This is a genomic window from Pseudomonas sp. CIP-10, assembly GCF_020911845.1.
Lineage (GTDB): Bacteria > Pseudomonadota > Gammaproteobacteria > Pseudomonadales > Pseudomonadaceae > Aquipseudomonas > Aquipseudomonas alloputida.
In genome coordinates, this window is record NZ_CP087160.1 from 855,272 (window position 1) to 882,169 (window position 26,898).

The window sequence follows — 26,898 nt, forward strand, 5'->3', positions numbered from 1 at the left end:
GCAGGGAGCTGCGAAGGTACGAGCTCATGCCACATGACGGCAGCCTGTTGCAGGCGACGGTGGTATTCCTTTTGGCTGTGGTGCTTCTGGTACCGCTGGCGCAGCGTCTGAAAATGGGCGCAGTACCGGGATACCTCTTGGCGGGTATCTTGATTGGTCCGTCGGTGTTTGGCCTGCTCGGCAACCCGGACAACGTGGCGCGGCTGTCGGAAATGGGCGTGGTCATGCTGCTGTTCGTGATTGGCCTGGAGTTGTCCCCAAGGCGCCTGTGGACCATGCGCCGGGCGCTATTTGGCGTCGGCAGTTTGCAAGTGGGGCTGACCGCCGTGCTGCTTGGGCTACTGGCATTCTGGTTGTTCGACCAATCGAAACCCGCCGCCATCGTGCTGGGGCTGGGCCTGGCGCTGTCGTCCACCGCCTTTGGCTTGCAGGTACTGGCCGAGCGCAAGGACCTGGGCAAACCTCATGGCCGCCTGGCCGTGGCCATCCTGCTGTTCCAGGACATTGCCGCCATTCCCTTGATTGCCGTGGTGCCGCTGCTCGGTGGCGATGTCAGCACTGCTGACGAAGGTGCCTGGCCTTTGTTGGCTGTAGTTGTCGGCATTGGTGTGCTGATTGTTTTTGGCCGTTATCTGCTGACCCCGATATTCAAGTGGACGGTGGGTTCGGGCCTGCCTGAGCTGTCGACCGCCACGGCCTTGCTGGTCGTGCTGGGCACCGCTTGGTTGATGGAGCATGTGGGTGTGTCGATGGCGCTGGGGGCGTTTCTGGCCGGTGTGCTGATGGCCGAGTCGCCGTTCCGCCACGAACTGGAAACCCAGATCGAGCCGATCAAAGGCCTGCTGCTTGGATTGTTCTTCGTTGGCGTAGGTATGAGCGCCGACCTGCGTCTGCTGTTCGGCATGCCGCTGATGGTGCTGGGCCTGACCGTGCTGCTGGTGGCCATCAAGCTGCCCTTGCTGTATGGCCTGGGGCATACGGCCGGAGGGCTCAACCAGGCCCAGGCGTTATGCCTGGGCGTGGTGTTGGCTTCGGGTGGCGAGTTTGCCTTCGTGGTGTTCAAGCTGGCGCTGGAGCACCAGGTACTCACCCAGCAGGTACACGACCTGCTGGTGCTGGCCATCACCTTGTCGATGGCGGTGGTGCCCTTGGTCATGATGGCCCTGGCGCGGCAGCTACGCGATGACAGCCCTTTACAGGCATCCCCTGAAACGGGCCAGTGAATTGCGCCTTGCTGGCGCATTGGGTATCGGGAGGTGAGTCATGCAGTCGAGTTTCAAGCTGGACAGCGCCCTTTCGCGGGGCTTGCTCGATGTGCTCATCAAGGCCGGTCTGGTGGCAGCCTTGGTGATCTTCGTCTTCCAGGTGTTTCAGCCGTTCCTGGAGTTGATGATGTGGGCGGTGATCCTGGCGGTTACGTTGTACCCATTGCATTGCCGTATCCAGCGCCGCACCGGGCTCAAGCAAGGCTATGTGGCGACGCTGGTGGTGCTACTGGTTCTGGTGCTGCTGCTGGTACCTATCTACCTGGTGATGATGTCCATTGGCGAATCGGTGGACAGCCTGGTGACGCTGCTCAAGAGCGGCGCCTGGAGCGTGCCGGTCCCGCCTGATTCCGTGGCGACCTGGCCACTGATCGGGCCGAAGGTGCATGCGCTGTGGTTGGCGGCCTCCGAAAACATGGCCAGTGTGCTGAATCAGTGGATGCCCCAGATCAAGGGGGCCGGGCTAACGGTGCTGGGCGCTGCGGCCAGCGCCGGTGGGGCTTTCCTTCTGTTCATCGGTGCAATCATCATTTCCGGGGTCATCATGGCCTTCGGTGAACGCGGTGAAATCGCTGCCCAGCGCATCGCCATGCGGGTTTCAGGCGCAGAGCGCGGGAAACCCCTGGCCACGCTGTGTACGGCTACCATTCGCGCGGTGGCACAAGGGGTGATTGGCATTGCCTTCATCCAGATGCTGCTGATCGGTGTTGGTTTTATCGTCAAAGGGGTTCCCGGTGCCGGGATGCTGGCCATCGTCATCCTCATGCTGGGCATTGCACAGGCCCCGGCGACGCTGGTGACCTTGCCGGTGATCATTTATGTGTTCAACGCCGAAGGCTTCACGGTGGCGACCATCATTTTTGCCGTCTACACCTTTGTCGCCGGCCTTGCCGACAACGTGCTCAAGCCGCTGCTGCTGGGGCGCGGGGTCGATGTACCAATGCCGGTGGTACTGATCGGCGCATTGGGCGGGATGGTGGTCAAAGGCATCATCGGCTTGTTCATCGGCCCGGTAATCCTTGGCGTGGCCTACGTATTGTTCTGGCAATGGGTTGCGCTGCAGGTGCCGGAGCAACCGGCGCCACCTGCTGCCTGAGCCATGCCCAACCGCTGCTGTGGCCTGGGGCTGCTGATGGTGCTGGCCGGTTGCACCCAAGTCGGCCCGGATTATGAAAAGCCCCAAACGCCGTGGTTGGGCGGCTGGAGCACGCCAATGCTGGAGCAGGCCGAGCGCAGCGCGGCGGCGCCCGACCTGCGCCAGTGGTGGGCGGTGTTTGCCGACCCGACGCTGGATACGCTGATAGCTGAGGCCGATGCCAACAACACCAACCTGCGCGTGGCTGGCCTGCGTATCGCTGAAGCCCGTGCCCAGTTGGCCATCGTGCAAACCGGGCGTTACCCACAGCTGCAGCAACTGAGTGCGCAGAGCCTGTACCTGAAGCAGCACCAGTCCGGTACGCCCTCCGCCCGTGATTCGGTGTTCTGGCAATCCAGCGTGGGCTTCGACATCGGCTGGGAAATTGACTTCTGGGGCCGCTTCAGTCGCGCCATCGAAAGCGCCGATGCCGTCTATTTCGCCTCCCAGGCCAACTACGCCGATGCCATGCTGCTGCTACGTGCGCAGGTGGCCGACACCTACTTTGCCCTGCGCACTGCCGAAGCGCGGCTGGCTATTGCACAAGAGAACGCCAAGCGCCAGGCGCGTAGCCTGGAGATCACCGAGCGGTTGTTCCGCCACGGTGAAAATGACGAACTCGACTGGCAGCAGGCGCGTACTCAATACCTGGCGACCCAGGCCACCATTCCCGAGTTCGAGAACCAGCTCAATGCCCTGCGCAATGTGCTGTGTTCGCTGCTCGGCCGCCCGCCTGGGCCGCTGCCGCAGCTGGCGGCCGGCCATGGCCAACTGCCCTTGCCAGACCGGGCAGTGTTGCAGGATGTACCGGCCAGCCTGCTGCAGCGCCGCCCGGACATCCGTGCCGCCGAGCAGGCAGTGGCGGCGCAGTCGGCGCTGGTCGGGGTGGCCGAGGCCGATCTTTATCCACAGCTGAGCTTGCTTGGCAGTATCGGCTGGACCTTTTTATCGGCCAATCATCTGCCCGACACCTTCGACCTGGCGGCTGGCCCAAGCCTGATCTGGAACCCGTTCGACTATGGCCGGCGCAAGAACACCGTACGCGTGGAAGATGCCCGCTTGCAGCAACTGATCGAGTTGTACCACCAGGGCGTGCGCGAAGCCGCCCGTGAGGCCGACGATGCTGCCAGCGGGCTGGTGCGCTCGCTGCAGAGTGCAACCATTCGCGACCAGGCCTCTCAGGCTGCGCAGCGCTCGCTGAATCTGGCCAGCTCGCAATACCGCGAAGGCTTCGCTGATTTTCAACGGGTGCTCGATGCTCAGCAACTGCTGTTGCAGCAACAGGACGGTTACCTGGTCAGCCGTGGCAACGCGGTCAGCAGCCTGGTGACGTTGTACAAGGCCCTGGGTGGTGGTTGGGACGCCAGCCGCGCGCCGATCGACCCGGCGACCCGCCAGCAAATGCAGCAACGCACCGACTGGGGCGAATTGCTCGACGAGCCAGCCCCCTCCGCACATGCACAAGGTGAAACCGAATGAGCGACGCCACGCCCACGCCGCCCCCGTCAGCCCCGGATCGCGGCATGCGCTGGGTGCTGCTGCTGATTGCCGTCAGCCTGCTCTGGTACTTGCTGGCTGACCGCTATACGCCGTACACCCAGCAAGCTCGCCTGCAGGCTTACGTGGTCCCGGTGGCCGCCGAAGTGGCCGGGCAGATCAAGCGTGTGGCCGTAGGCAACAACCAGGAGGTGCGCCAGGGCGATGTGCTGTTCGAACTCGATCAGGAGCAGTACCGCATTGCCTTGGCCCGTGCCGAAGCCGACCTCGATACCGTGCGCCGGCAGATCGGCGCCAGTACCGCCGGCATCGATTCGGCGCAGGCAGCGCTGGTGGCCGCCCAGGCCAACGAACGTAAGGCGCGGCAGGACGCCGAGCGCCTCAAACGGCTGATTGACGAGGACCCCGGTACGGTGTCGGTGCGCCGCCTGGAAGGCGCCCAGGCCACCCGCGACCAGGCCATCAGCCAAGTGGCGGCAGCCCGCGCAGAGGTAGAGCGCGCCCGTGAGCAGCAGGGCGGGGCACAGGAAGACAACGCCCAGCTGCGCAGTGCTGCGGCCAATGTGGAAAAGGCCCGCCTGGACCTTGCCCGTACCGTCGTGCGTGCCGACGCGAACGGGTTGATCACCGACCTGCGCACAGACGTTGGCCACTATGTCGGGGCAGGCAGCCCGATGATGACCCTGATCAGTATCCATGATGTGTGGATAAGTGCCGACATGACCGAGAACAACCTCGGTCGCTTGCGCCCTGAAACCCCGGTGCTGGTGGTGCTCGATGCGCTGCCGGGCACCGTGTTGAAAGGGCGTATACGCAGCATTGGCTATGGCGTGAGCGTGGGCCAGAGCACGCCGCCGGGTACGCTGCCGACCGTGCAGAATAGCCGCGAGTGGCTGCGTTCGGCGCAGCGCTTTCCGGTGATTGTCCAGCTGGAGCGCGACCAGCTTCAGGACAAGACCGTGCTGCGGGTCGGTGGTCAGGCCGAGGTCATGGCCCTGCCCAGCGAAGGCAACCCACTGAACCTGCTGGGCCGGTTGTTCATGTGGCTGATGAGCTGGCTGTCGTATGCCTATTGAATGGCGCCGCTTGCGGGCGCTGCGCCTGGCCTGGGGTGTGGCGTTGTGCCTGGCGGTGAGCTTTGGTATCGGCTTGCCGGTGCCGATCCTGGCGCCGGTGTTTGCGGTGCTGTTACTGGCCATGCGCAGTCAGCCATTGCCGCTGCGTGCGGCACCGGCCCTGGCGTTACTGGTGCTGCTCGCTTGCGGCAGCGGGTTGCTGCTGATTCCGCTGTTGCGCCATGCTCCGTTGGCCGGGGTGTTACTGGTCGGGGTGGGTGTTTTCCTGACCTTGCGCTATGCACTGAAGGGCGGCAACGGCCTGCTGGCCAACCTGCTGGTGGTCGGCCTGACCATGATCGCCGCTGCCGGCACCAGTGACTTCACCCTGGCATTGTCGGTGGTCGAAGCGCTGGCCAAAGGCATGCTGCTGGCAGTGCTGGGCACGTCAGTGGCGCACAGGTTGTTCCCCGAACCTGCCAATGCGCCAGCACCGCCGGTGCCGCCGCTGCTGGGCAGCGAGCATGTCAGCTGGGTGGCGCTGCGTGCCACGTTGATCGTGATGCCGGCTTTTCTGCTGGCATTGATCGCCCCTGACCAGTACATGCCGTTGATCATGAAGGCCGTGAGCGTGGGGCAACAAGCCGGTGAAACCCGCGCGCGGCACGCCAGCCGCGAGCTGATCGGTTCAACCGTGCTTGCCGGGATGTTGGCGATAGTGCTGTGGGTAGCGCTGAGCCTGTTCGTTCACCTGTGGATGTTCTTCTTGTGGGTCCTGCTGTTCGCCCTCTGGCAGGCTCGGCGCCTGTACCAGGCGGTGCCGAGCCGGCAGAGCCCGGCGTACTGGGTCAGTTGCCTGACGACCATGTTGATCTTGCTGGGGCAGTCGGTGCAGGACAGTGCAGGTGGGCAAGATGTGTACAAGGCATTTGCGGTGCGTATGGCGCTGTTTCTGGCGGTGTCGGTGTATGCCAGCGCCATGTTGATCTGGATTGACCGGCTTCGGAGTCGGCGCGGGCTTCTTCGCAGTTAAGCCCGCTCCCCCAGGCCATTCAGGGCTGCCAATCAACCCCACTCTCTTCCAGATAGGCATCCACCGCTGCACCCACCGTTGGATGAAAGGCCTTCTCCCCCATATGCTCGAACAACTCGAACTGCCGCATCTTGTCCTTCACCGGGTCCTTCATTTCGGCGAACTGCAACTCCACCCCCCGCGCCTCCAATGCCCGGTCCAGCTCGGCCAGCATGTCCGCCGAAGTGATATCGATACTGGTCACAGGCTCAGCGGCAATTACCACCCGCTGTACCGGCGTTGGCGACGCGTCTACCGCCGCCATCACTGTGTTCTGGAACTGCTCGGCGTTGGCAAAGAACAACGGCGCGTCCCAGCGCAGCAGCACCAGCCCTGGAATACGCCGGGCCTGTGGATAACGCTGCATGTCATGGTAACCGCGCAGCCCATCCGCCCGGCCAAGCACCGCGTGGTGCGGCCGCCAGCCGTCCCACAGGAACTCGATCACCGACACCACCACGGCAATGCAGATACCGGGAATGGCGCCGAACACTGCCACGCCGACAAAGCAGGTGAACGACAGCCAGAACTCCCACTGCTGCATGCGGAAGATACGCTTGAGGTCGGCAAACTCGAACAGCCCCAGTGCAGCGGCAATCACCACCGCAGCCAAAGCGCTGTTGGGCAGGTGCTGCATCAGATTGGGCGCTACCAGCAGCAACAGGGTTACCGCCAGGGCGCCGATTATGCCGGTGAGCTGGGTCTGCGAGCCGGCAGCTTCGGCCACTGGTGTGCGCGATGAACTGCTGCTGATCGGGATGCCCTGGAACAGCCCCGAGGCCAGGTTGGCCACGCCCAGGCCGAACATTTCCTGGTTGGGGTTCACCCGCATCTTGAGGCGCGCGGCATAGGAGCGTGACAGCACACTGGTGTCGGCGAACGACACCAGCGCCACTGCGATCCCGCCCAGTAGCACCTCGACCAGGTCAATGTCGCTGACCCAGGGGAAGACGAAGCCGGGCAGGCCCTGGGGCAATTGCCCGAGTACCTTGACGCCCATCTGATCGAGGTTGAACACGCTCACTGCCAGCGTCGCCAGTACCACGGCGATCAGGATGCCCGGCAGGCGCTTGAACGGTTTGAGCAGCAGAATCAGCGCCAGGCTACCGGCACCCACGACAAAGCTTGGCCAGTGCCCTTGGCCGGCGTATAGCGCCTGGCCCAAGGACCAAAGGTCACGCAAGGGCCCTTCGCTGTCGACTTTGATGCCGAACAGCTTGGGCAACTGGCTGATCAATACGGTCAGGGCGATGCCGTTCATGTACCCATAGCGGATGGGCTTGGACAGCAACTCGGTGATAAAGCCCAGGCGCAGCAGCCCGGCAATCACACAGAACGCCCCGGCGACCAAGGCCATCATGCTGGCGATGGCGATCGCCCGCTGCGGGTCGCTGGCCGCGTATTGCACCACCACCGCCAGGATAGGCGCGGCCAGCGCCGAGTCCGGGCCCAGCACCAGAATGCGGCTGGGACCGAACAGGGCATAGGCCAGCAGGGGGATGATGGTGGCGTACAGGCCATAGATGCCGGGGACGCCGGAAGCCTCGGCGTAGGCGATGCCCACAGGCACCAGCATGGTGGTGAGCACCAGGCCGGCGGCGATGTCCTTGGGTAGCCAGGCTGCCTTGTAGTGGAGCAGGGTGACCAGGCCGGGTAACCAGCGTTGCCAGTCGAAACGAGTGGGGTGGGGCATGGTGTCGGCTCTGGGCGAGAAGGGCGCTGAACCTCAGCTTAGATGCTGGGGGCGGGGCCCGCTTTGTGGCCCGTTGCGACACAAGGCCGCCCCTGCACAGGGCGCATGTCCGGGCAAAACAAAACCCCTTGAAGCGCAAGCCTCAAGGGGTTTGTGTGTGCTGCAGGTTACCGCTTAGACGTTGAAGCGGAAGTGCATCACGTCGCCGTCTTTGACGATGTAATCCTTGCCTTCCAGACGCCACTTACCGGCTTCCTTGGCACCGGCTTCACCCTTGAACTGGATGAAGTCGTCATAGGCCACCACTTCAGCGCGGATGAAGCCTTTTTCGAAGTCGGTGTGGATAACGCCGGCTGCCTGCGGGGCAGTGGCTCCGACGCGAACGGTCCAGGCGCGTACTTCCTGCACACCGGCAGTGAAGTAGGTCTGCAGGTTCAGCAGCTCGTAACCGGCGCGGATCACGCGGTTCAGGCCAGGCTCTTCCAGGCCCAGGGCCTCGAGGAACATGTCCTTCTCTTCACCGTCTTCCAGCTCGGCGATTTCCGCTTCGATCTTGTTGCACACCGGCACCACGACCGCGCCTTCTTCTTCGGCAATAGCCTTGACCACGTCCAGGTGCGGGTTGTTGTCGAAGCCGTCTTCGGCCACGTTGGCGATGTACATCACCGGTTTGCTGGTCAGCAAGTGGAAGCCACGGATGACGGCCTTTTCGTCGTCAGCCATGTGCTTCATCAGGCTGCGCGCAGGCTTGCCTTCGGTAAAGTGCGGGATCAGCTTTTCCAGAATGGCCTTTTGCGCCAAGGCATCCTTGTCGCCGCCCTTGGCGTTGCGGGCTACCTTCTGCAGTTGCTTTTCGCAGCTGTCGAGGTCGGCGAAGATCAGTTCGAGGTCGATGATCTCGATGTCACGCTTGGGGTCGACGCTGTTGGAAACGTGGATCACGTTCTCGTCTTCGAAGCAGCGCACCACGTGGGCAATGGCGTCGGTCTCGCGGATGTTGGCGAGGAACTTGTTGCCCAGGCCTTCGCCTTTCGAGGCACCGGCAACCAGGCCGGCGATGTCGACGAATTCCATGGTGGTCGGCAGGATGCGGTTTGGCTTGACGATTTCAGCCAGCGCAGCCAGGCGAGCGTCGGGCATAGGCACAATGCCGCTGTTCGGCTCGATGGTGCAGAAAGGGAAATTCTCCGCCGCGATGCCAGACTTGGTCAGGGCGTTGAACAGGGTGGACTTGCCGACGTTGGGCAGGCCGACGATGCCGCAATTGAAACCCATGGGTATTCCCCTCTCTAAAGGAAATCAGGCCTTCTGGCTGTGCAGCTCGCGCATCGCCTTGGCGAAATCGCCGGCAAGCACGTCCGGCAGCACGCCGAGGGCAAAATCGATGCTGGCGTCGAGCTTCTCCTGCTCGGCGCGCGGCGCGCGGCCCAGGACGAAGTTGGATACCAGTTTGGCGTCACCCGGGTGGCCAATGCCAAGCCGCAGGCGGTGGAAGTCGTTCTGGTTACCGAGCTGCGCGATGATGTCGCGCAGGCCGTTGTGCCCACCATGGCCGCCGCCGCGCTTGAGCTTGGCAACGCCCGGGGGCAGATCGAGTTCGTCGTGTGCCACCAGTATCGCTTCCGGCTTGATGCGGAAGAAATTGGCCAAGGCCGCTACGGACTGGCCGCTGCGGTTCATGTAGGTGGTGGGGATCAACAAACGAACGTCGTTGCCCTGATGGCTGAATTTAGCCGTCAGGCCGAAATACTTTTTGTCAGCGGTCAGCGAAACACGCTGGGCGCTGGCAAGGCGTTCAACGAAAAGAGCCCCTGCGTTATGCCGGGTCTGTTCGTATTCGGGGCCGGGGTTACCCAGGCCAACGATCAACTGGATGGCGGTCACGTCAGGGGCTCTTCCTTGGAGTTGGTGGGTTACAGTGCGCGCGGCACTGTAACCCGATCAACGCCGGCGTGCGAGTGGATTACTCGGCAGCGCCTTCTGCTTCTGGAGCAACGCGTGGAGCGTGAACGTTGGCAACAGCTTTGTCATCACCGTGGGCCAGAGCGACGAACTCTACGCCTTTCGGAGCTTTCAGGTCCGACAGGTGGATGATGGTGCCGATTTCGGCGTTGCCCAGGTCAACTTCGATGAACTCAGGCAGGTCTTTGGCTTCGCAGGAAACTTCGATCTCGGACTCAACGTGGGAGATCTCGCCGCCTTTCTTGACCGGGGCTTCTTCGTTGATGAAGTGAACCGGAACCTTGGCGGTCAGCTTCTGGCCAGCAACGACGCGAACGAAGTCAGCGTGCATGATGAACTGCTTGGCTGGGTGGCGCTGCATGGCCTTGATGATGACGTTCTGCTTAACACCGTCAACGTTCAGTTCGATAACGTGGCTGAAGGCAGCTTCGTTTTCGAACAGCTTGGTGATTTCCTTGGCCAGGATGGTCAGGGATTGAGCTTCTTTATCACCACCGTAGACAACGGCTGGGATGCTCAGCGAGTGACGCAGGCGGCGGCTCGCACCTTTCCCCAGGTCAGTACGCGCTTGGGCGTTCAGAATAAAATCAGTCATTTTGTTTCTCCAAAATAGCCCCCCGAGGGCGTTTGCGACCAGCGCCAACGGGGATGGCAAAAAAGCCCCGCCCCAACACAGGTTGGGGCGGGGCGCTTCACATCAACACGTGTCCCGCTTAGCGGAACATCGCGCTGATCGATTCTTCGTTGCTGATGCGGCGTACCGCTTCAGCGACAACCGGTGCGATATCCAGCTGGCGGATACGATCACAGGCTTGAGCAGCGGCGGACAGCGGAACGGTGTTGGTCACCACCAGCTCGTCCAGTACCGACTTCTCGATGTTCTCGATGGCGCGGCCCGACAGGACAGGGTGCGTGCAATAGGCGTAAACCTTGGCAGCGCCGTGCTCTTTCAGGGCTTTGGCCGCGTGGCACAGGGTGCCAGCGGTGTCGACCATGTCGTCTACCAGGATGCAGGTGCGCCCTTCGACGTCGCCGATTATGTGCATAACCTCGGAGTGGTTAGCCTTTTCGCGGCGTTTGTCGATGATACCCAGATCGACGCCCAGGGACTTGGCGACAGCGCGTGCGCGCACGACACCACCGATGTCCGGGGAGACGATCATCAGGTTCTCGAAACGCTGGTCTTCGATATCGTCAACCAGTACGGGCGAGCCGTAGATGTTGTCGACGGGGATATCGAAGAAGCCTTGGATCTGGTCAGCGTGCAGGTCGACGGTGAGTACACGGTCGATACCTACGACAGTGAGCATGTCAGCAACGACTTTGGCGCTGATGGCTACACGTGCCGAACGCGGACGGCGGTCCTGGCGGGCATATCCGAAGTAGGGAATCACGGCGGTGATTCGGGATGCTGAGGAGCGGCGGAAGGCGTCGGCCATCACTACCAGTTCCATCAGGTTATCGTTGGTCGGGGCGCAGGTCGGCTGAATAATGAAAACGTCTTTACCGCGAACATTTTCATTGATCTCAGTACTGATCTCGCCGTCGGAGAATTTACCGACAGAGACGTCACCGAGAGGGATATGCAGCTGACGTACGACACGCCGAGCCAGATCGGGGTTAGCGTTCCCCGTAAAGACCATCATCTTGGACACGCGCAGTACCTGAAGGCTGAGGGTATACCTGGATGAGTATAAGGAAAATGGCAGGGGCGGCTGGATTCGAACCAACGCATGGCAGGATCAAAACCTGCTGCCTTACCGCTTGGCGACGCCCCTGTATCTGTTGCTGCGAACGCTCATGCGCTCGACTTCTTGACCAGACTTTGCAGCTTGCGATGCAACATCGAAATATTGCTTCCTTTCGCCACAAACCCTGTTTGGGTCGCTGAAAGAAGGGCCAGAACTTTATCAGCTTCGGCTTTGCTTGGGAAGGCCCCAAACACACAACTTCCAGTGCCGGTTAGTCGAGCCTCAGTGAATTTTCCCAGTGAATTCAATGCATTGCGAACTTCTGGGTAATTCTGCTCTACCACCGGTTGGCAGTCATTTCGACTGTTTCCCTCGGGAACGGGGCGCATCTTAAGGGGGAGAGAATCACGTGTCAACTGTGGATGTGAAAAAATTTCTACTGTGCTGACAGACACTTGCGGCACCAGCACGACATACCAGGGTTCGATCGGGTCGACCGGGGTCAGTTGTTCGCCTACGCCTTGCGCGAATGCTGCGTGGCCGCGTACGAACACCGGCACATCGGCGCCCAGGCTAAGCCCCAGTGCGGCCAGGCGGTCTTCGTCCCAGTCCAGTTGCCACAGGTGGGCCAGGGCGAGCAGGGTGGTCGCGGCGTCCGAGCTGCCACCGCCGATACCTCCGCCCATGGGCAGTACCTTGGTCAGCCAGATGTCGGCGCCAAGCGTGGTGCCCGATTGTGCTTGCAACATGCGCGCGGCCCGTACGATCAGGTTGCTGTCGTGGGGGACGGCCTCGATCTCGGTGTGCAAGCGGATCACGCCATCGTCACGCAGGGCAAAACTCAGTTCGTCGCCATGGTCTAGAAACTGAAACACCGTTTCCAGTTCGTGGTAACCGTCTGCGCGGCGGCCGATGATGTGCAGCCACAGGTTGAGCTTGGCCGGGGCGGGCAGGGTGAGCTTTTGCATGCGATCAATGCCCCAGCTGGCGCGGCTGCCAGTCCTTGACCACCAGGGTCACGTCCAGGTCTTTGCCGTGCAGCTTCAGGCGCTCGGGCAACCAGTAGCCGTTCTGTTCGGTGTAGCTCAGGTACTGCACCTGCCAGCCATCCTGGTCGAGGCTGGCCAGGCGGCTGTCGCCATCCAGGGTCAGCTTGCTCTTGCTGTCGGGGGCGGGCAGGCCGCGCACCCACCAGACCAGGTGCGAAACCGGCAGTTGCCAGCCCAGTTGCTCTTCCAGCAGGGCTTCTGGGCTGGTGGCTTCGTAGCGGCCCTGGTTGGCCACTTCCAGCACCACGCCACCCAGGCGGCCGGTAAGGCGTGCGGCGCCACGGCCCAGCGGGCCGGCCAGGCGAATGTCGTAATAGTCCTGACGTTGCAGCCAGAACAGCGTGCCGCTGCCGGAATCGCGCGGGGCACGGATACCGACCTTGCCGTTGATCTGCCAGCCATCGAGGCTGCTCAGCTGCGCTTTGTGGGCGCGCCACTGCTGCGGGTCGCCGTGGCCCTGCAGGGCCTCGCGGCTACCGAAGCCGGCACAGCCGGCCAGCAGGGCGATCATGGTAAAGGTGATGCAATGGCGCAGGAACATGGCGTTAAAGAGTCTCGGATCCGGTCAGGCGCAAAAGGGTCTTGCGCAGGATAGGGCTGTCGGCCTGGGCCTCGAAGCCCTTGGCCCATACATGGCGAGCTTCGCGGCGCTTGCCGTTGGCCCACAGTACTTCGCCCAGGTGGGCGGCCACTTCGTGGTCGGGGAAGTTGGCAAAGGCCTGGCGCAGGTAGGTTTCAGCGACGTCGAGGTTGCCCAGGCGATAGTTGACCCAACCCAGGCTGTCGAGCACTGCCGGGTCATCGGGGGTCAATTGGTGGGCCTTGTCGATCAGTGCCTTGGCTTCGGCATAGCGGGTGGTGCGGTCGGCCAGGGTGTAGCCCAGGGCGTTCAGGGCCATGGCGTTTTCTGGCTCGCGGGCGATGATGGCGCGCAGGTCTTTTTCCATCTGCGTCAAATCGTTGCGCTTCTCGGCCAGCATGGCGCGGGTGTAAAGCAGGTTGAGGTCGTCCGGGTAGCGCTGGATGGCTTGCTGCAGCACCTGATTGGCCTGGGCGTCCTTGTTGTTGTTGCTGTAGCTTTCCGATTCGATCAGGAATAGCTGGATGGCGTAGTCTGGCTGGGCTTCGCGTGCTTCGGCCAGCAGGCGCGAGGCATCGCTGCCGCGACCGTTGGCGATCAGGATGTCGGCCTGACGCAGCTGTGCCGGCAGGTAGTCTGGGCCTGGGCCGACCAGGGCGTATTCATCCAGAGCGCCAGCAGGGTCGTGGCGCTCCTCGTGGATGCGGCCCAGGTTCAGGTGCGCGGCGTCAACGTAGCTGTCGCGCTCGATCAGCTCCTGCAAGTAGCCTTCGGCTTCATCCCAGTCTTTGTTCTCCAGGCACACCAGCGCCAGCGAGTAGCGCAATTCGTCATCATCGGGGTATTGCTGGACCAGGCTGATGAACTCGCCTTTGGCATCGGCGATACGGTCCTGTTCGACCAGGGTGCGAGCGTAGGTGAGGCGCAGGCGTTTGTCGTCCGGGTTGTCGCGAATCGCCCCGCGCAGCAGTGGCAGGGCCTCTGGACCACGGTCCAGGGCCTGTAGCAGACGGGCGCGCAGCAGGATCGGGGCGACTTCGCCGTTTTGTGCCGGGTGCGACTCAAGCAGTTCCAGGGCTTCTTCGGTCTTGCCGTCCTGGTTCAGCAGCAGGGCCTTGCCGAATATCAGCTGGCCGTTGTCGGGGTATTTCACCAGCAGGCGTTCGAAACTTTGCAGCAGGCCGTCGCGGGTGCTCTGGTCGGTTTCGGCTGCGGACAGGGCGAGGAAGTCGAAGTGGGTGTCGCCCTGGCCCTGCAGTACCTTTTCCATGTAGGCCATGGACTCGTCATAGCGGCCGGCGCGGGCCAGCTGGATGGCGGCGGCGCGCTGGGCGTCGAGGTTCTGCGGGTCGTTGCGCGCCCAGACCAGTGCATTCTCCAGTGACGGCTCGTCGGCGCCGAGGTACTCGGCAATGCGGTAGGCGCGCTCGGAAACTGCTGGGTCCTGGGTTTTTGCCGCCTGATCGGTGTAGTTGGCCAGGGCGATGTCGAAACGGTTGCGCTGGCCAGCCAGCTCTGCCACCAACAGGCTATAGAGTGTGTCCTGCTTGAACGAACCATACACCACGGGCTTTTCCGCCTCTGCCTTGCCAGCTTCGGCGACGGGAGGCTCGGCCTTTTGCGGGGCCAGGCTCTGGCAGCCCTGGAGCAGGGCGAAGGCAAGCAGCAATGCGTATGGTTTGTTCATAGAAAGGCTTATAGGAGGACTCACCGGCGGTCGGAGCATGATGACACAAGCGCGGAGGCAAACCCACCTGCGAAGGTATGAAGCTACGCTTAGCCTATGCAGACCGCACTGCGCGCGCAGGGTTCGCCCCAGGCTGGCCACGATGCCCAGCGTTCGTGCTGTTGTTCTGCTTCTGCTTCTAAGCGCGCGATAGTTCAGGCGACGCAGATTGCGACTTCAGGAGGCCGAGCGCAGGGCTTGCGGAGGGAGGTGACGGGCATGGATGCCCGTCAAGCGCTGGGCCCCAGGATGGGGCCTGCAGCGCGGTCCTCCCGGGAGCTAGCCCGGAGCGAGGGGACCCCGGAGCGCAGCGCAGGGGCCGGATGATGGGAGCCGACGGTTTTGGTTACTTTGGCCACGACCAAAGTAACCCGCCGGAAGGGCGGAAAGGTGAATAGGCGCCTACATCGTGAATGAATGTCTACTTGATGTGAAAGCGCACAACCCAAAGGCCCAAAAGCTCAAAAGCTTAAGCGCTGGTTCTGATCGGGCGTACAGTCCGTTTGCGATGGCGACGCCGACTCACCTTTCCGCCCTTACGGCGGGTCCCTTTTTGTCGTGGCAAAAAGGGACCAAAAACCGTCGGCTCCCATCATCCGGCCCCTACGCTCCGCTCCGGGGTCCCCTCGCTCCGGCCTTGCTCCCGGGAGCACGCGCTGCAGGCCCCATCCATGGGGCCTCAGCGCTTGACGGGCATCCATGCCCGTCATCTCCCTCCGCAAGCCCTGCGCTCGGCCTCCTGAAGTCGCAATCTGCGTTGCCTGGACTACCGCGCACTTAGAAGCAAAATCAAAAGCGAGAAGCGAATTCGGTGATCGGCCGGGCATCGCCGATGCATTCGGTGACGTTTTGCCCGGTCATCTGGATAAGGATATCGCCGGCATGGCTGCCCTCGGCCTGGTGTACCTGGAAGAACGTCGTTGCTCTTGCTCTTGCTCTTGCTCTTGCTTTGGCTTTTGCTTTTGCTTCTAAGCGCGCGGTAGTCCAGGCGACGCAGATTGCGACTTCAGGAGGCCGAGCGCAGGGCTTGCGGAGGGAGGTGACGGGCATGGATGCCCGTCAAGCGCTGGGCCCCAGGATGGGGCCTGCAGCGCGGTCCTCCCGGGAGCAAGCCCGGAGCGAGGGGACCCCGGAGCGTAGCGTAGGGGCCGGATGATGGGAGCCGACGGCTTTGGTTACTTTGGCCACGACCAAAGTAACCCGCCGGAAGGGCGGAAAGGTGACTACGCGCCACCTTCGCGAATGAATACCTATTTAATGTGGATGCTCACATCCAAGAAGCAAGAAGCAAACTCGTCTGTTTTGACTCGGCGAACCGTCCATTTGCGATGGCGACGCTGACTCACCTTTTCGCCGGTATGGCTCACCCACATGGGTTACAAATCAGTTCACGCACATAGGTAACAGCCTTTAACTGGCAAGCACTGCGTTCGGCCTCCTGAAGTCGCGAAGATCAGAAGCAGATCAAAAGCGGGAGTGAAACCTGAAATCAACGTTGATGCTGGCCCGCGAGCGGCGATAGCCGCAGGACTATCAGCACAATAGCGAACGGTGGTTGTCCTGAAACCTGCGAAAGAGGACAATTATCGGCTTCCCGTCACAACCAGCGACCTTGCATGGCCTTTCTTGCACTTGGTATCAACCATAAGACTGCCTCGGTAGACGTACGCGAGCGCGTGGCGTTTACCCCAGAGCAGCTGGTAGACGCCCTGCAGCAGCTCTGCAGACTGACGTCCAGCCGCGAGGCGGCGATCCTGTCGACCTGCAACCGCAGTGAGCTCTATATAGAGCAGGACCACCTGTCCGCCGACGCCGTGCTGCAGTGGCTGGCCGACTATCACCGCCTCAGCCTCGACGAGCTGCGCGCCAGCGCCTACGTGCATGAAGAGCACGAAGCCGTGAAGCACATGATGCGCGTGGCCTCGGGCCTGGACTCGCTGGTTCTCGGCGAGCCTCAGATTCTGGGCCAGATGAAGTCCGCCTACGCCGTGGCCCGCGAAGCCGGTACTGTCGGGCCGTTGCTTGGGCGCCTGTTCCAGGCCACCTTCAGCGCCGCCAAGCAGGTGCGTACCGATACGGCCATCGGTGAAAACCCGGTTTCGGTTGCGTTCGCCGCGGTCAGCCTGGCCAAGCAGATTTTCGCCGACCTGGGCCGCAGCCAGGCCCTGCTGATCGGTGCCGGCGAAACCATCACCCTGGTCGCCCGCCACCTGCACGAGCAGGGCGTACGCCGTATCGTGGTGGCCAACCGCACCCTGGAGCGCGCCAGCATCCTGGCCGAGCAGTTCGGTGCGCATGCCGTGCTGCTGGCAGACATCCCCCAGGAACTGGCCAACAGTGACATCGTGATCAGTTCCACCGCCAGCCAGTTGCCGATCCTGGGCAAGGGCGCGGTCGAGAGCGCACTGAAACAGCGCCGACACAAGCCGATCTTCATGGTCGACATCGCTGTACCTCGCGATATCGAAACCGAAGTAGGCGAGCTGGACGATGTCTACCTGTACACCGTCGACGACCTGCACGATGTAGTGGCAGAAAACCTCAAGAGCCGCCAGGGGGCAGCTCAGGCGGCCGAAGAGCTGGTATCCGTGGGCGCCGAAGACTTCATGCTGCGCCTGCGCGAACTGGCGGCAGTGGACGTGCTCAGGGCCTATCGCCAGCAAAGTGAGCGCCTTCGCGACGAAGAACTGCAAAAGGCCCTGCGCCTGCTGGCCAATGGCGGCAACCCCGAAGACGTGCTGGCCCAGCTGGCCCGGGGCCTGACCAACAAACTCCTGCATGCGCCCAGCGTGCAGCTGAAAAAGCTCTCGGCCGAGGGCCGCCTCGATGCGCTGGCCATGGCCCAGGAACTCTTTGCCCTCAACGAGGGCTCCACGGACAAATCCCCGCAATGAAAGCGTCGCTGCTGAACAAACTGGAAATCCTCCAGGACCGTTTCGAAGAACTCACCGCCCTGCTCGGTGACGCCGAGGTTATTTCCGACCAGACGCGTTTTCGCGCCTACTCCCGCGAGTATGCCGAGGTAGAGCCGGTCTACGCTGCTTATAAAGAGTGGCGCAAAGTCCAGGACGACCTCGAAGGTGCCCAGGCGCTGCTCAAGGACAGTGACCCGGACCTGCGTGAAATGGCCGTGGAAGAGGTGCGTGAAGCCAAGGAGCAACTGCTGACGCTGGAGGCGCAGCTGCAGCGCATGCTGCTGCCCAAAGACCCCAACGACGGTCGCAACGTGTTTCTGGAAATCCGCGCCGGTACGGGTGGCGACGAGGCAGCCATCTTCTCTGGTGACCTGTTCCGCATGTATTCGCGCTACGCCGAAAAGCGCGGCTGGCGCCTGGAAATCTTGTCCGAGAACGAAGGCGAGCACGGCGGCTACAAGGAAATCATTGCCCGCGTCGAGGGCGAGAATGTCTACGGCAAGCTCAAGTTCGAGTCCGGTGCACACCGGGTTCAGCGTGTGCCCGAGACCGAGTCCCAAGGCCGTGTCCACACTTCCGCGTGCACGGTGGCGGTGCTCCCCGAGCCGGACGAGCAAGCCGCCATCGAAATCAACCCGGCCGACTTGCGCGTGGACACCTACCGTGCCTCCGGTGCCGGCGGCCAGCACGTCAACAAAACCGATTCGGCGATCCGTATCACCCACTTGCCCACCGGTATCGTGGTCGAATGCCAGGAGGAGCGGTCGCAGCACAAGAACCGCGCTCGCGCCATGTCCTGGCTGTCGGCCAAGCTGAACGACATGCAGACCAGTGCCGCGCAGAACGCCATTGCCAGTGAGCGCAAGCTGCTGGTGGGGTCCGGTGACCGCTCCGAGCGCATCCGCACCTACAATTATCCACAGGGGCGGGTGACCGATCACCGCATCAACCTGACCTTGTATTCGTTGGACGACATCCTCAGCGGTGGCGTAGACGCGGTGATCGAACCGCTGCTGGCCGAATACCAGGCCGATCAACTGGCCGCCTTGGGGGACTGATGACTGTCATCGCCAGCCTGTTGCGCAACGCGCAGTTGCCTGAATCGCCCACTGAGCGCCTGGATGCCGAACTGCTGCTGGCTGCGGCCATCGGTAAATCGCGCAGCTACCTGCATACCTGGCCCGAGCGTATCGTCAGCAGCGAAGATGCCGAGACCTATGCCGGCTACCTGCAGCGCCGCCGTGGCGGCGAGCCAGTGGCCTATATCCTTGGGCTGCAGGGCTTCTGGAAGATCGACCTGGAGGTTGCGCCGCATACCCTGATCCCGCGGCCGGATACCGAACTGCTGGTCGAGACGGCGCTTGAACTGCAACCCGCTTCGCCAGCCAAGGTTCTCGACCTGGGTACGGGTACGGGGGCCATCGCTCTGGCGCTGGCCAGCGAACGCCCGGCCTGGCAGGTGACAGCGGTTGACCGGGTGGAGGAGGCTGCTGCCCTCGCCGAGCGCAACCGCCAGCGGTTAGGCCTGGCCAACGCTCGGGTACGGCTAAGCCACTGGTTCGACAGCCTGGCCGGGGAGCGTTTCGACCTCATTGTCAGCAACCCGCCCTACATCGCCGCTGAAGACCCGCACCTGGTGGCCGGCGACGTGCGCTTCGAACCCAGCAGTGCCCTGGTGGCCGGTGCCGATGGCCTGGACGACCTTCGCGTGATCGCCGCCCAGGCCCCCGCGCACTTGTTGCCAGGTGGTTGGCTGCTGCTGGAACATGGCTACGATCAGGCGGCAGCGGTACGCGCTCTGCTGGCTGAACATGGCTTTATCGAGGTGGCCAGCCGCACGGACCTGGGCGGCCATGAACGCATTACCCTGGGGCGACTGCCATGCTGAGTGATCAGGAACTGCTGCGTTACAGCCGCCAGGTGCTGCTGTCCCAGATCGACATCGATGGCCAGCTGCGGCTCAAACAGAGCAAAGCGCTGATCATCGGGCTGGGTGGCCTGGGCTCGCCAGTCGCCCTGTACCTGGCCGCCGCTGGCGTGGGTGAGCTGCACCTGGCCGACTTCGACACCGTCGACCTGACCAACCTGCAACGCCAGGTTATCCACGACAGTGCCAGCGTCGGCATGAGCAAGGTCGACTCGGCCTTGCAGCGCTTGCAGGCAATCAACCCGGAAGTCAGCCTGGTTGCTCACCGCCAGGCACTGGACGAGGACTCGCTGGCGGCTGCGGTGTCGGCAGTCGACCTGGTACTGGACTGCTCCGACAATTTCTCTACCCGCGAGGCGGTCAACGTTGCCTGTGTCGCCGCCGGCAAGCCGCTGGTCAGCGGAGCGGCAATCCGTCTGGAAGGCCAACTGTCGGTGTTCGACCCGCGGCGCGACTACAGCCCGTGCTACCACTGCCTGTACGGGCATGGTAGCGAAGCCGAACTGACCTGCAGCGAAGCTGGCGTCATTGGCCCACTGGTGGGGCTGGTGGGTAGCCTGCAGGCGCTGGAGGCAATGAAGTTGCTGGCTGGCTTCGGTGAGCCGTTGGTCGGCCGCTTGCTGTTGATCGATGCCCTCGGCACCCGTATCCGCGAGCTTCGTGTCAAGCGCGACCCGGCTTGCACGGTCTGTGGTAAGCGCGATGGCTGAGCGCTCGGCGCCGATCGGCGTCATGGACTCGGGGGTTGGCGGTTTGTCGGTGCTGGCCGAGATCCAGCGCCTGCTGCCCAACGAAACGTTGCTGTATGTGGGCGATTGCGGGCATATACCCTACGGTGAGAAGTCGCCGGACTATATCCGCGAGCGCTGCCGGCACATTGCCGGGTTCTTCCATGAACAAGGCGCAAAGGCCATGGTGTTGGCCTGCAACACTGCCACGGTGGCGGCAGTGGCTGACCTGCGTGAGTTGTATCCGACCTGGCCGTTGGTGGGCATGGAACCGGCCGTCAAGCCTGCAGCGGCAGCCACCCGCTCGGGCGTGGTCGGTGTGCTGGCCACCACCGGTACCCTGCAGAGTGCCAAGTTCGCAGCCTTGCTCGACCGCTTCGCCAACAACGTACAGGTTATTACCCAGCCTTGCCCGGGGCTGGTCGAGCTGATCGAAGCCGGTGACCTTGTAAGCCCAGCGGTGCGCCAGCTGCTGCAAGGTTATGTGCAGCCGCTACTGGCTGCAGGTTGCGATACGCTGATCCTCGGCTGCACCCATTACCCTTTCCTTCGCCCATTGCTGGCCGGCATGGTCCCGGATGACGTGGCCATCATCGACACCGGCGCGGCCGTGGCGCGTCAGTTGCGACGGCTGCTGGGTGCCAATGATCTATTGGCCGAAGGCCCGGCCGGCGCTGCACGCTTCTGGACAAGCGCTGACCCAGAAGCCTTAAGAAAAATCCTACCTGTGCTGTGGCATAAGTCTGACGATGTGCAAAGCTTTGCGTTGTGAAAAAAACGTGAAAAAAGGCTGAACTATCGTTCCACTTCTGCTTTCTACCGCTTTGCCTGAGATGAGGCGGACACTAACAACAGCATCAGAAAGAAGGATGTTTCTTATGAGGAAACTGCTCGGCTTGGCAGCGGCTGCTGCCTTTGTTTTGGGGCAAACGATGTCGGCACAAGCTGCCGATGTTTCGTTTTCGGTGGGGCAGACCGGCGATTCGACAATGGTTTACCGGCTAGGGCTGCAATCGAATTGGGATGCGAGTTGGTGGCAGACCAGCGTTGGTCGGCTGACCGGCTATTGGGATGGGGCCTACACCTACTGGGATGGCGACGAGACCGCAAGCAATCACAGCCTGTCCTTCGCGCCCGTGTTCGTCTATGAATTTGCCGGGGAGTCGGTGAAGCCTTACATCGAAGCCGGGATAGGGGTAGCGGCGTTCTCCAGCACCGAGCTGGAAAGCAACGAGCTGGGTTCGGCTTTCCAGTTTGAGGACCGCATCGGCTTTGGTTTGCGCTTTGCCGGCGGGCATGAGATTGGGGTGCGGGCGATTCACTATTCCAACGCGGGCATCAAAGAGCCCAATGATGGTGTAGAAAGCTACAGCCTGCATTACAGAATGGCGCTCTGAGTTCGCCTGCATTCGCCACTTCGCGGGCAATGCCCGCTCCTGCCGGCATACCACAGCACTCAAGGTCTGGGTAATTTGCAGGAGCGGGCTTGCCCGCGAAGTCGGTAATGCTGATTTCAGGTGTTAACGCGCCAGCGGCCACAGGCTACTGAGGTCCAGCGTCTCCAGGATCAGTTCGGGTTCTCTCTGAGGCCAACGCCGCAGCAACTCCTCTGCGGCACTGCCGGGCGTCCACTCCTCCGGTATCGCCTGTGCCGACGTTAGCGTAACCTTCAACGATTGTGGCCCTACAATGGTCAGTGCTACCCCTTGGTCCTCAAGGGCCTTGCGTTGCTCACGCATCCATTGCGGCAAATTGTTCCAGCCCGCAGTCACCTGTGTCGGTGCAAACAGCTGCAACGCCGAATAGCGGTTGAAAAGCGCCATCACCTGCGGCGACTGACCCTTTTCCAGCAACGGCAGCGCATTGCTCAGGCAATGCTCTGCGGCCAGCTGGTTGGTAGTGACGATCGCTTCGATCAGCTCACTGTCACTGGCATTGTCTGGCAGGTAATCGGTGGTGCCGGTGTTGAGGATCAGCCCGTCCAGCGAACACCAGGCATGGCAAATTTGTTGGCACGCATGGCTGACGTGTTGTTCTTCATGCAACTGCCACGGCAACCGCAACAATTGGCTGCCGTAGCGTGCCCCCAAAGCATCCAGTGCGTCGCTATTCTTGCCACTCGCGGCAACGCGATGTCCTTCATCGAGCATCCGCTCCACCAAAGCCAAGCCAAGTCCGTTGCTTGCGCCCGTAACCCAGAAACTGCGTGAGTTAATCAACACGTTATCCCCTAATTCTGCCGGCGTGGCAGCCCTTTGAACGCTTCCAGGGCCCGCTGGCGACTGCTACTGAGATCTACGATTGGACTTAGGTAATTAGTATTACCGAAAAGGTCCGTCGATTTAATGGGCTGATGGATGGCTTTTTCATCGAGCTCCTGTAGTTCCGGTACCCAGTGGCGAATGAAATGCCCCTGAGGATCGAAGCGCTGCGACTGCGAAACCGGGTTGAAGATACGGAAATAGGGCACCGCATCAGTGCCGGTGGACGCACTCCACTGCCAACCCCCGTTGTTGGCGGCCAGATCGCCGTCTATCAGGTTTCGCATGAAGTGTCGCTCGCCCTTGCGCCAGTCAATCAGCAGGTTCTTGCTGAGGAACATGGCCACGATCATGCGCAAGCGGTTGTGCATCCACCCGGTGTGCAGCAACTGGCGCATGGCGGCATCGATGATCGGGAAGCCGGTGCGGCCCTGCTCCCAGGCCTCCAGGTCTGCCGGGGCGTCACGCCAGGGCAAGGCTTCGGTCTGGGCGCGGAAGGCGCGGTGGCGCGAGACCTGTGGATAACCGCTCAGGATGTGCTTGTAGAACTCCCGCCACAGTAGCTCATTGATCCAGGTCTGCACGCCTGTGCTGCCACTGTCGAACTCGCCCCGGTTGCCGGCCAGTGCACCGTGCAAACATTGGCGGGGCGAAATCACGCCGGCGGCCAGGTAGGGGGAAAGCTGGCTGGTACCAGGCTTGGCAGGTAAGTCGCGCAAGTGGTGGTAGTCGTCGATGGTTTCGTCCAGGAAGCGTGACAGGCGGGACTGTGCCTCAGCTTCACCGGCTGGCCAGTGGTCGCGCAGTGCGGGCGTGGTTTTTCCGAACCCCTCTACGTGTTGCGGGATTGGGTCGCTGCCGATGTTCAGCGGGGCCTGGCGCTTCACCCGCCGTGCCAGGGCCGGCAGGCTGCGGTGCAGATGCTCCAGGCAGGTTTTCTTGAACTGGCTGAACACCTGGAAGTAATCGCCACTGCGAGTCAGTACGGTGCCCGGACGGAAGAACAGCTGGTCGAGGTAGCTGTGCGCCTGGATGGCCGACTTTTCCAGCAGTGCCCGGGTGGCATCATCCCGGCGCTGCTCATTGATGCCGTACTCCTCGTTCCAGTGCACGCTTTGCACCTGATGTTGGCGACAGACATCGAGCACCGCCTGTGGCGCCTGGTCCCAGGTATCGAATGTGCGGATCAGCAGGGGTATGTTCAGCTTTTCCAGTGATTGGCGCAGGTCATGCAGGTTACGCAGCCAGAAGTCGACTTTGCAGGCGGCATCGTCATGGGCTTGCCATTGTCCGGGGCTGACCAGCCACAGGGCGATGGTCGGGCCGCGCTCGGTGGAGGCGCTGAGTGCAGTGTTGTCATCGATACGCAGGTCGCTGCGCAGCCAGGTCAGGTGCATGGGGCATTTATCTCTACAGGCTGTCGATCATGGGCTTGAAGCACGCGCAATGCCGCCTGCGGGGTGTCGAACAGGAAAAGGTCGGGTAGCTCAAAAGCCTTCAAGCGGGCTTCATGCAGCGCCAGCGTGGCACCACCCAACAGCTTGGGGATTGGTAAGCCTTGCAGGGTGCGCAGCAACGCCTTGTCGTCGATGCGTGGGCCCAAGTGCAGGAGTAAGGCGCGTGGTTTGAGCGCGTTGACGGCGCTTAGCAATTGCGGGCCTGCGACGGGCTGCTCGAGCACCTCGACCTGGAAGCCATTGCTGGTGAGCAGCCAGGCGCACAACCATAAGTCTGGGCTGAAGGTGCGTTCGCTGTCTTCGGCCAGCAACACGGCGGGCCCTTGCAGCAGCTGGTTGTCGTGGTACACGCGGGCACCGAGCTTGCTGCGCAGCCAGCTGTGGAAAAACACCTGCTCCAGCCGAGCGTTGAAGTAATTGCGCCAGCGCTGGTCGAGCATGTCGAGCAGCGGCAGCAGCAGTTGTTCGCACAGGGTGACTGCCGGGTACAGCGCCATGGCCTGGTTAAGTTGCTGGTCGAGGGCGCGCTGTGAAAGGCCGGCGATGGCTTCGATCAGCTGGAATTGCCTGGCTTGCCAGTCCCCCTTCGGTGGGGTGCTGGCGGGTTTGTCGAGCAACTCGCGGACTTGGCCGACCGACGCGCCACGCTGCAGCCAGGCCAGGACCGCCTCGACGCGTTCGACCTGCTCAAGTGGGTACAGGCGATGCCCCTTGGCGGTGCGCTGTGGCTTGAGCAACCCATACCGGCGCTCCCAGGCGCGCAGGGTGACCGGGTTTACGCCGGTGCGACGGGCAAGTTCGCCGATGGGCAGCAAGTCCTCAGACCGCATTGCGCAAACCCAGGCTCTCGGGGTGCGGCTGCAGGTAGGCTTGTTGCTGCAGGTAGGGGTCTGGGTGCTTGCGCAAATGGTGTTTGAGCAAGGTCAGTGGCACTACCAGTGGTACCACGCCTTGTTGGTATTGGCCGATGACTGCCTGCAACTCGGCCTTGTCCTGCTGCGTCAGGGCATCCTTGAAGTAACCGCTCAGGTGCTGCAGCACGTTACTGTGGGTGCCGCGGCTCGCGCAGCGGCGCAGGGCTTGCATCAGCTGGCTGAAATAGCGCGGGCCGATGCTCTGTGGTTCATCAGCCTTGCTCATGCTGCCAAGCAGGCGGCCGAGGGTGCGATAGGCCTGGGGGTTATTGGCCATCAGCAAATACTTGTAGCGCGAATGAAAGCGTACCAGCGCGCCACGGTTCAGGCCCTCGGCCAGCAGGCGCTGCCAGTCGGCGTAGGCGTAAACGCGGCTTATGAAGTTCTCGCGCAGCACGGGGTCATGCAGGCGGCCTTCTTCCTCTACTGGCAGGTCCGGGCGCAATGCACAGAAAGCCTGGGCATAGACGCCGCGCCCGCCATGCACGGCCGGGTGGCCATTGTCCTGATAAACCTTTACCCGTTCCAGGCCGCAAGAAGGTGACTTCTGCATGAAGATGTAGCCGCAGATGTCGTCAAGTTCGTTGGCCATCTGCTCGCCATAGGTGCGCAGCGGGTCGGTCAGGTCCTTGCCGGGGTCGCGGGTGCCGACCACTTCGGGTTGCTCGGGGTTGCCGACCAGGCGAATCGGGTCGCGCGGAACACCCAGGCCGATTGCCACTTCCGGACACACAGGTAGCCAGTCGAAGTGCTGTTCCAGTTGTTTACGGCACAGGTCGGAGGCCTTGTGGCCGCCGTTGTAGCGCACGCTGTGCCCGGTCAGGCAGGCGCTGATGGCGATACGCGGCTTGCGGTGGGCGGAAGGGTCGTGCATGGCTGCCTCCGAAAATAAACCTGTACGTGACTCGAAACTTGTACAGGTTTATTTCAGCACAGCGCTGAAGTTATGCAAACTAGTATTTTTGTATAGTTCGGCATCACTCAAGGTGTTCGAGCAAGCGCCGCGCCGCTTCCTGGCCACTGAGCCATGCGCCCTCGACGCGGCCGGACAGGCACCAGTCCCCACAGGCGTACAAGCCCTGGTCGGCATCGGCCAGTGCGCCCCACTCATGGTTGCTACTGGGGCGGGCATAGAGCCAGCGGTGAGCCAGGGAGAAGGAGGGCGGCGGTACCACGCAGCCGACCAGTTCGGCGAATTCACCCCACAACTGTTCGATCACTTCTTCCTTGGGCAGGTCGATGTGTTGCCGGCTCCAGTCTGAGGTCGCGTGCAGTACCCAGGTGTCCAGGTGCTCGTCGCGGCCGGGCTTGCTGCGATTGCGAGCCAGCCAGTCCAGCGGGTTGTCCTGCACGAAGCAGCCTTGCATTGGCGTATCCAGCGGTGCCTGGAAGGCGAGGGCGACGGCCCAGGTAGGTTCCATTTGCACGCCAGCGGCCACGGCCGCCAGCTTCGGTGTGGCGGCCAGAAGTGGCGTGGCCTGCGGTGCCGGGACGGCGATGACCACACGGCTGTAGGGGCCGTGGCTGCAACCTTCGGTGTCTTGCAGGTGCCAGTACTGCTTGCCGCGAAACACTTCCGCTATGCGGCAGCCGAAGTTGACCGTGACGTCCTTGAGCAAGCCGCGGGTAATGGCGCTCATGCGTGGCACGCCTACCCAGCGCGTCTGCTCGTCAGGGGAAGGGGTGAGTTCGCCGTCACGGTAGTTATACAGTTGAGGCTTCCATTGTTCGGCCCAGCCGGCGGCCACCCATTGCTGCACCTGATCGACAAAGCGTCGGTCACGGGCAGTGAAGTACTGTGCGCCCAGGTCGAGCGCGCCGGCTTCGCTGCGCTTGCTGGCCATGCGCCCGCCACTGCCGTGGCCTTTGTCGAACAAGTGCACGGATTGCCCGGCCTTTTGCAAAGCCTGGGCGGCTGACAAACCGGCGATGCCGGCCCCGATGATGGCGATAGGTATTGTCATGATGGCC

The 26,898-nt window shown here is 62.5% G+C and carries 24 protein-coding genes, 1 tRNA gene and 1 pseudogene; 11 read left to right on the top strand and 15 right to left on the bottom strand.

All coding sequences use genetic code 11. The features are described from left to right. Positions 1-26 precede the first annotated feature (26 nt). From LMH93_RS03915 to LMH93_RS03935, 5 genes are read left to right on the top strand one after another with little or no spacing between them, the layout of a single operon-like run. Positions 27-1,223, top strand: coding sequence for a monovalent cation:proton antiporter-2 (CPA2) family protein (locus LMH93_RS03915; protein ID WP_004575695.1), 1,197 nt, complete (start codon positions 27-29; stop codon positions 1,221-1,223). A 40-nt stretch (positions 1,224-1,263) separates the two neighbouring features. Next, the gene (locus LMH93_RS03920) at positions 1,264-2,361 is read left to right on the top strand and encodes an AI-2E family transporter (protein WP_230064846.1); all 1,098 of its coding nucleotides are present in this window, start codon (positions 1,264-1,266) and stop codon (positions 2,359-2,361) included. Between the two features lie 3 nt (positions 2,362-2,364). After that, positions 2,365-3,879 carry an efflux transporter outer membrane subunit gene (locus tag LMH93_RS03925; RefSeq protein WP_230064847.1) on the top strand — a complete coding sequence of 505 codons (1,515 nt, stop codon included), beginning with the start codon at positions 2,365-2,367 and terminating at the stop codon, positions 3,877-3,879. Beyond that, positions 3,876-4,973 carry an HlyD family secretion protein gene (locus LMH93_RS03930; protein WP_003247419.1) on the top strand — a complete coding sequence of 366 codons (1,098 nt, stop codon included), beginning with the start codon at positions 3,876-3,878 and terminating at the stop codon, positions 4,971-4,973. Before LMH93_RS03925 ends, LMH93_RS03930 begins: the two co-directional genes overlap by 4 nt. After that, positions 4,963-5,985, top strand: a complete 1,023-nt coding sequence (locus LMH93_RS03935) for a DUF2955 domain-containing protein (protein ID WP_054888546.1) — start codon at positions 4,963-4,965, stop codon at positions 5,983-5,985. Before LMH93_RS03930 ends, LMH93_RS03935 begins: the two co-directional genes overlap by 11 nt. Before the next feature lie 19 nt (positions 5,986-6,004). Here the strand turns inward: LMH93_RS03935 and LMH93_RS03940 are convergent, their stop codons facing one another. The 10 genes and pseudogenes from LMH93_RS03940 to LMH93_RS03985 form a co-directional block, all read right to left on the bottom strand. Next, entirely contained in the window at positions 6,005-7,717 is a 1,713-nt protein-coding gene (locus LMH93_RS03940; protein WP_014862061.1) for a SulP family inorganic anion transporter, read from the bottom strand. A 174-nt stretch (positions 7,718-7,891) separates the two neighbouring features. Beyond that, a complete protein-coding gene (ychF, locus tag LMH93_RS03945; RefSeq protein ID WP_003247414.1) occupies positions 7,892-8,992 on the bottom strand; it encodes a redox-regulated ATPase YchF in 1,101 nt (366 codons plus the stop codon). Between the two features lie 24 nt (positions 8,993-9,016). Continuing rightward, positions 9,017-9,601, bottom strand: a complete 585-nt coding sequence (gene pth / locus LMH93_RS03950) for an aminoacyl-tRNA hydrolase (RefSeq protein ID WP_003247413.1) — start codon at positions 9,599-9,601, stop codon at positions 9,017-9,019. Positions 9,602-9,680: 79 nt separating this feature from the next. Beyond that, positions 9,681-10,274, bottom strand: coding sequence for a 50S ribosomal protein L25/general stress protein Ctc (locus tag LMH93_RS03955; protein WP_003247411.1), 594 nt, complete (start codon positions 10,272-10,274; stop codon positions 9,681-9,683). A 118-nt stretch (positions 10,275-10,392) separates the two neighbouring features. Further along, on the bottom strand, positions 10,393-11,334 hold the full coding sequence (locus LMH93_RS03960; RefSeq protein WP_003247410.1) for a ribose-phosphate pyrophosphokinase: 942 nt from the start codon (positions 11,332-11,334) through the stop codon (positions 10,393-10,395). Positions 11,335-11,382: 48 nt separating this feature from the next. Next, positions 11,383-11,457 (bottom strand) — tRNA-Gln (locus LMH93_RS03965). A gap of 20 nt (positions 11,458-11,477) precedes the next feature. Next, positions 11,478-12,338 carry a 4-(cytidine 5'-diphospho)-2-C-methyl-D-erythritol kinase gene (ispE, locus tag LMH93_RS03970; protein ID WP_019750445.1) on the bottom strand — a complete coding sequence of 287 codons (861 nt, stop codon included), beginning with the start codon at positions 12,336-12,338 and terminating at the stop codon, positions 11,478-11,480. A 4-nt stretch (positions 12,339-12,342) separates the two neighbouring features. After that, positions 12,343-12,960, bottom strand: a complete 618-nt coding sequence (lolB, locus tag LMH93_RS03975; protein WP_230064848.1) for a lipoprotein insertase outer membrane protein LolB — start codon at positions 12,958-12,960, stop codon at positions 12,343-12,345. A gap of 4 nt (positions 12,961-12,964) precedes the next feature. After that, positions 12,965-14,686 carry a tetratricopeptide repeat protein gene (locus LMH93_RS03980; protein ID WP_003247399.1) on the bottom strand — a complete coding sequence of 574 codons (1,722 nt, stop codon included), beginning with the start codon at positions 14,684-14,686 and terminating at the stop codon, positions 12,965-12,967. 846 nt (positions 14,687-15,532) lie between these two features. Beyond that, positions 15,533-15,640: pseudogene (locus tag LMH93_RS03985) on the bottom strand (3-deoxy-7-phosphoheptulonate synthase); the annotation flags it as partial. A gap of 701 nt (positions 15,641-16,341) precedes the next feature. Here LMH93_RS03985 and hemA point away from each other — a divergent pair. The 6 genes from hemA (at position 16,342) to LMH93_RS04015 (ending at position 21,692) form a co-directional block, all read left to right on the top strand. Next, positions 16,342-17,619: a glutamyl-tRNA reductase gene (gene hemA, locus LMH93_RS03990; protein WP_003247394.1), complete on the top strand. Its 1,278-nt coding sequence runs from the start codon at positions 16,342-16,344 to the stop codon at positions 17,617-17,619. After that, the gene (gene prfA, locus LMH93_RS03995) at positions 17,616-18,698 is read left to right on the top strand and encodes a peptide chain release factor 1 (protein WP_003247392.1); all 1,083 of its coding nucleotides are present in this window, start codon (positions 17,616-17,618) and stop codon (positions 18,696-18,698) included. Before hemA ends, prfA begins: the two co-directional genes overlap by 4 nt. Then, positions 18,698-19,528 (top strand): peptide chain release factor N(5)-glutamine methyltransferase, encoded by an 831-nt coding sequence (gene prmC / locus LMH93_RS04000; RefSeq protein WP_004575885.1) that lies wholly within the window; start codon positions 18,698-18,700, stop codon positions 19,526-19,528. Before prfA ends, prmC begins: the two co-directional genes overlap by 1 nt. Then, positions 19,522-20,277 (top strand): molybdopterin-synthase adenylyltransferase MoeB, encoded by a 756-nt coding sequence (locus tag LMH93_RS04005; RefSeq protein ID WP_230064849.1) that lies wholly within the window; start codon positions 19,522-19,524, stop codon positions 20,275-20,277. The genes prmC and LMH93_RS04005 overlap by 7 nt, the downstream gene beginning before the upstream one ends. Further along, positions 20,270-21,067, top strand: coding sequence for a glutamate racemase (murI, locus tag LMH93_RS04010; protein WP_003247387.1), 798 nt, complete (start codon positions 20,270-20,272; stop codon positions 21,065-21,067). Before LMH93_RS04005 ends, murI begins: the two co-directional genes overlap by 8 nt. Before the next feature lie 106 nt (positions 21,068-21,173). Next, positions 21,174-21,692 carry an acyloxyacyl hydrolase gene (locus LMH93_RS04015; protein WP_004575884.1) on the top strand — a complete coding sequence of 173 codons (519 nt, stop codon included), beginning with the start codon at positions 21,174-21,176 and terminating at the stop codon, positions 21,690-21,692. Between the two features lie 123 nt (positions 21,693-21,815). Here LMH93_RS04015 and LMH93_RS04020 read toward each other — a convergent pair whose 3' ends face one another. The 5 genes from LMH93_RS04020 to LMH93_RS04040 all read right to left on the bottom strand — a co-directional run bounded on the left by LMH93_RS04020 (position 21,816) and on the right by LMH93_RS04040 (position 26,891). Next, on the bottom strand, positions 21,816-22,514 hold the full coding sequence (locus LMH93_RS04020) for an SDR family oxidoreductase (RefSeq protein ID WP_185280395.1): 699 nt from the start codon (positions 22,512-22,514) through the stop codon (positions 21,816-21,818). An 11-nt stretch (positions 22,515-22,525) separates the two neighbouring features. Continuing rightward, on the bottom strand, positions 22,526-23,953 hold the full coding sequence (gene phrB, locus LMH93_RS04025) for a deoxyribodipyrimidine photo-lyase (protein WP_230064850.1): 1,428 nt from the start codon (positions 23,951-23,953) through the stop codon (positions 22,526-22,528). Next, positions 23,944-24,843, bottom strand: a complete 900-nt coding sequence (locus LMH93_RS04030) for a MerR family transcriptional regulator (RefSeq protein ID WP_230064851.1) — start codon at positions 24,841-24,843, stop codon at positions 23,944-23,946. The genes phrB and LMH93_RS04030 overlap by 10 nt, the downstream gene beginning before the upstream one ends. Continuing rightward, on the bottom strand, positions 24,833-25,801 hold the full coding sequence (locus LMH93_RS04035) for a YbgA family protein (protein WP_003247377.1): 969 nt from the start codon (positions 25,799-25,801) through the stop codon (positions 24,833-24,835). Before LMH93_RS04035 ends, LMH93_RS04030 begins: the two co-directional genes overlap by 11 nt. Before the next feature lie 103 nt (positions 25,802-25,904). Further along, positions 25,905-26,891, bottom strand: coding sequence for an NAD(P)/FAD-dependent oxidoreductase (locus LMH93_RS04040; RefSeq protein WP_185279714.1), 987 nt, complete (start codon positions 26,889-26,891; stop codon positions 25,905-25,907). Positions 26,892-26,898: the final 7 nt, after the last annotated feature.

Excerpts from the sequence above, each read along its gene's own strand:
- LMH93_RS03915 (WP_004575695.1), top strand. The coding sequence starts at position 27 with ATGCCACATGACGGCAGCCTGTTGCAGGCGACGGTGGTATTCCTTTTG.
- LMH93_RS03920 (WP_230064846.1), top strand. The coding sequence starts at position 1,264 with ATGCAGTCGAGTTTCAAGCTGGACAGCGCCCTTTCGCGGGGCTTGCTC.
- LMH93_RS03925 (WP_230064847.1), top strand. The coding sequence starts at position 2,365 with ATGCCCAACCGCTGCTGTGGCCTGGGGCTGCTGATGGTGCTGGCCGGT.
- LMH93_RS03930 (WP_003247419.1), top strand. The coding sequence starts at position 3,876 with ATGAGCGACGCCACGCCCACGCCGCCCCCGTCAGCCCCGGATCGCGGC.
- LMH93_RS03935 (WP_054888546.1), top strand. The coding sequence starts at position 4,963 with ATGCCTATTGAATGGCGCCGCTTGCGGGCGCTGCGCCTGGCCTGGGGT.
- LMH93_RS03940 (WP_014862061.1), bottom strand. The coding sequence starts at position 7,717 with ATGCCCCACCCCACTCGTTTCGACTGGCAACGCTGGTTACCCGGCCTG.
- ychF (WP_003247414.1), bottom strand. The coding sequence starts at position 8,992 with ATGGGTTTCAATTGCGGCATCGTCGGCCTGCCCAACGTCGGCAAGTCC.
- LMH93_RS03955 (WP_003247411.1), bottom strand. The coding sequence starts at position 10,274 with ATGACTGATTTTATTCTGAACGCCCAAGCGCGTACTGACCTGGGGAAA.
- ispE (WP_019750445.1), bottom strand. The coding sequence starts at position 12,338 with ATGCAAAAGCTCACCCTGCCCGCCCCGGCCAAGCTCAACCTGTGGCTG.
- lolB (WP_230064848.1), bottom strand. The coding sequence starts at position 12,960 with ATGTTCCTGCGCCATTGCATCACCTTTACCATGATCGCCCTGCTGGCC.
- LMH93_RS03980 (WP_003247399.1), bottom strand. The coding sequence starts at position 14,686 with ATGAACAAACCATACGCATTGCTGCTTGCCTTCGCCCTGCTCCAGGGC.
- hemA (WP_003247394.1), top strand. The coding sequence starts at position 16,342 with ATGGCCTTTCTTGCACTTGGTATCAACCATAAGACTGCCTCGGTAGAC.
- prfA (WP_003247392.1), top strand. The coding sequence starts at position 17,616 with ATGAAAGCGTCGCTGCTGAACAAACTGGAAATCCTCCAGGACCGTTTC.
- prmC (WP_004575885.1), top strand. The coding sequence starts at position 18,698 with ATGACTGTCATCGCCAGCCTGTTGCGCAACGCGCAGTTGCCTGAATCG.
- LMH93_RS04005 (WP_230064849.1), top strand. The coding sequence starts at position 19,522 with ATGCTGAGTGATCAGGAACTGCTGCGTTACAGCCGCCAGGTGCTGCTG.
- murI (WP_003247387.1), top strand. The coding sequence starts at position 20,270 with ATGGCTGAGCGCTCGGCGCCGATCGGCGTCATGGACTCGGGGGTTGGC.
- LMH93_RS04015 (WP_004575884.1), top strand. The coding sequence starts at position 21,174 with ATGAGGAAACTGCTCGGCTTGGCAGCGGCTGCTGCCTTTGTTTTGGGG.
- phrB (WP_230064850.1), bottom strand. The coding sequence starts at position 23,953 with ATGCACCTGACCTGGCTGCGCAGCGACCTGCGTATCGATGACAACACT.
- LMH93_RS04030 (WP_230064851.1), bottom strand. The coding sequence starts at position 24,843 with ATGCGGTCTGAGGACTTGCTGCCCATCGGCGAACTTGCCCGTCGCACC.
- LMH93_RS04035 (WP_003247377.1), bottom strand. The coding sequence starts at position 25,801 with ATGCACGACCCTTCCGCCCACCGCAAGCCGCGTATCGCCATCAGCGCC.
- LMH93_RS04040 (WP_185279714.1), bottom strand. The coding sequence starts at position 26,891 with ATGACAATACCTATCGCCATCATCGGGGCCGGCATCGCCGGTTTGTCA.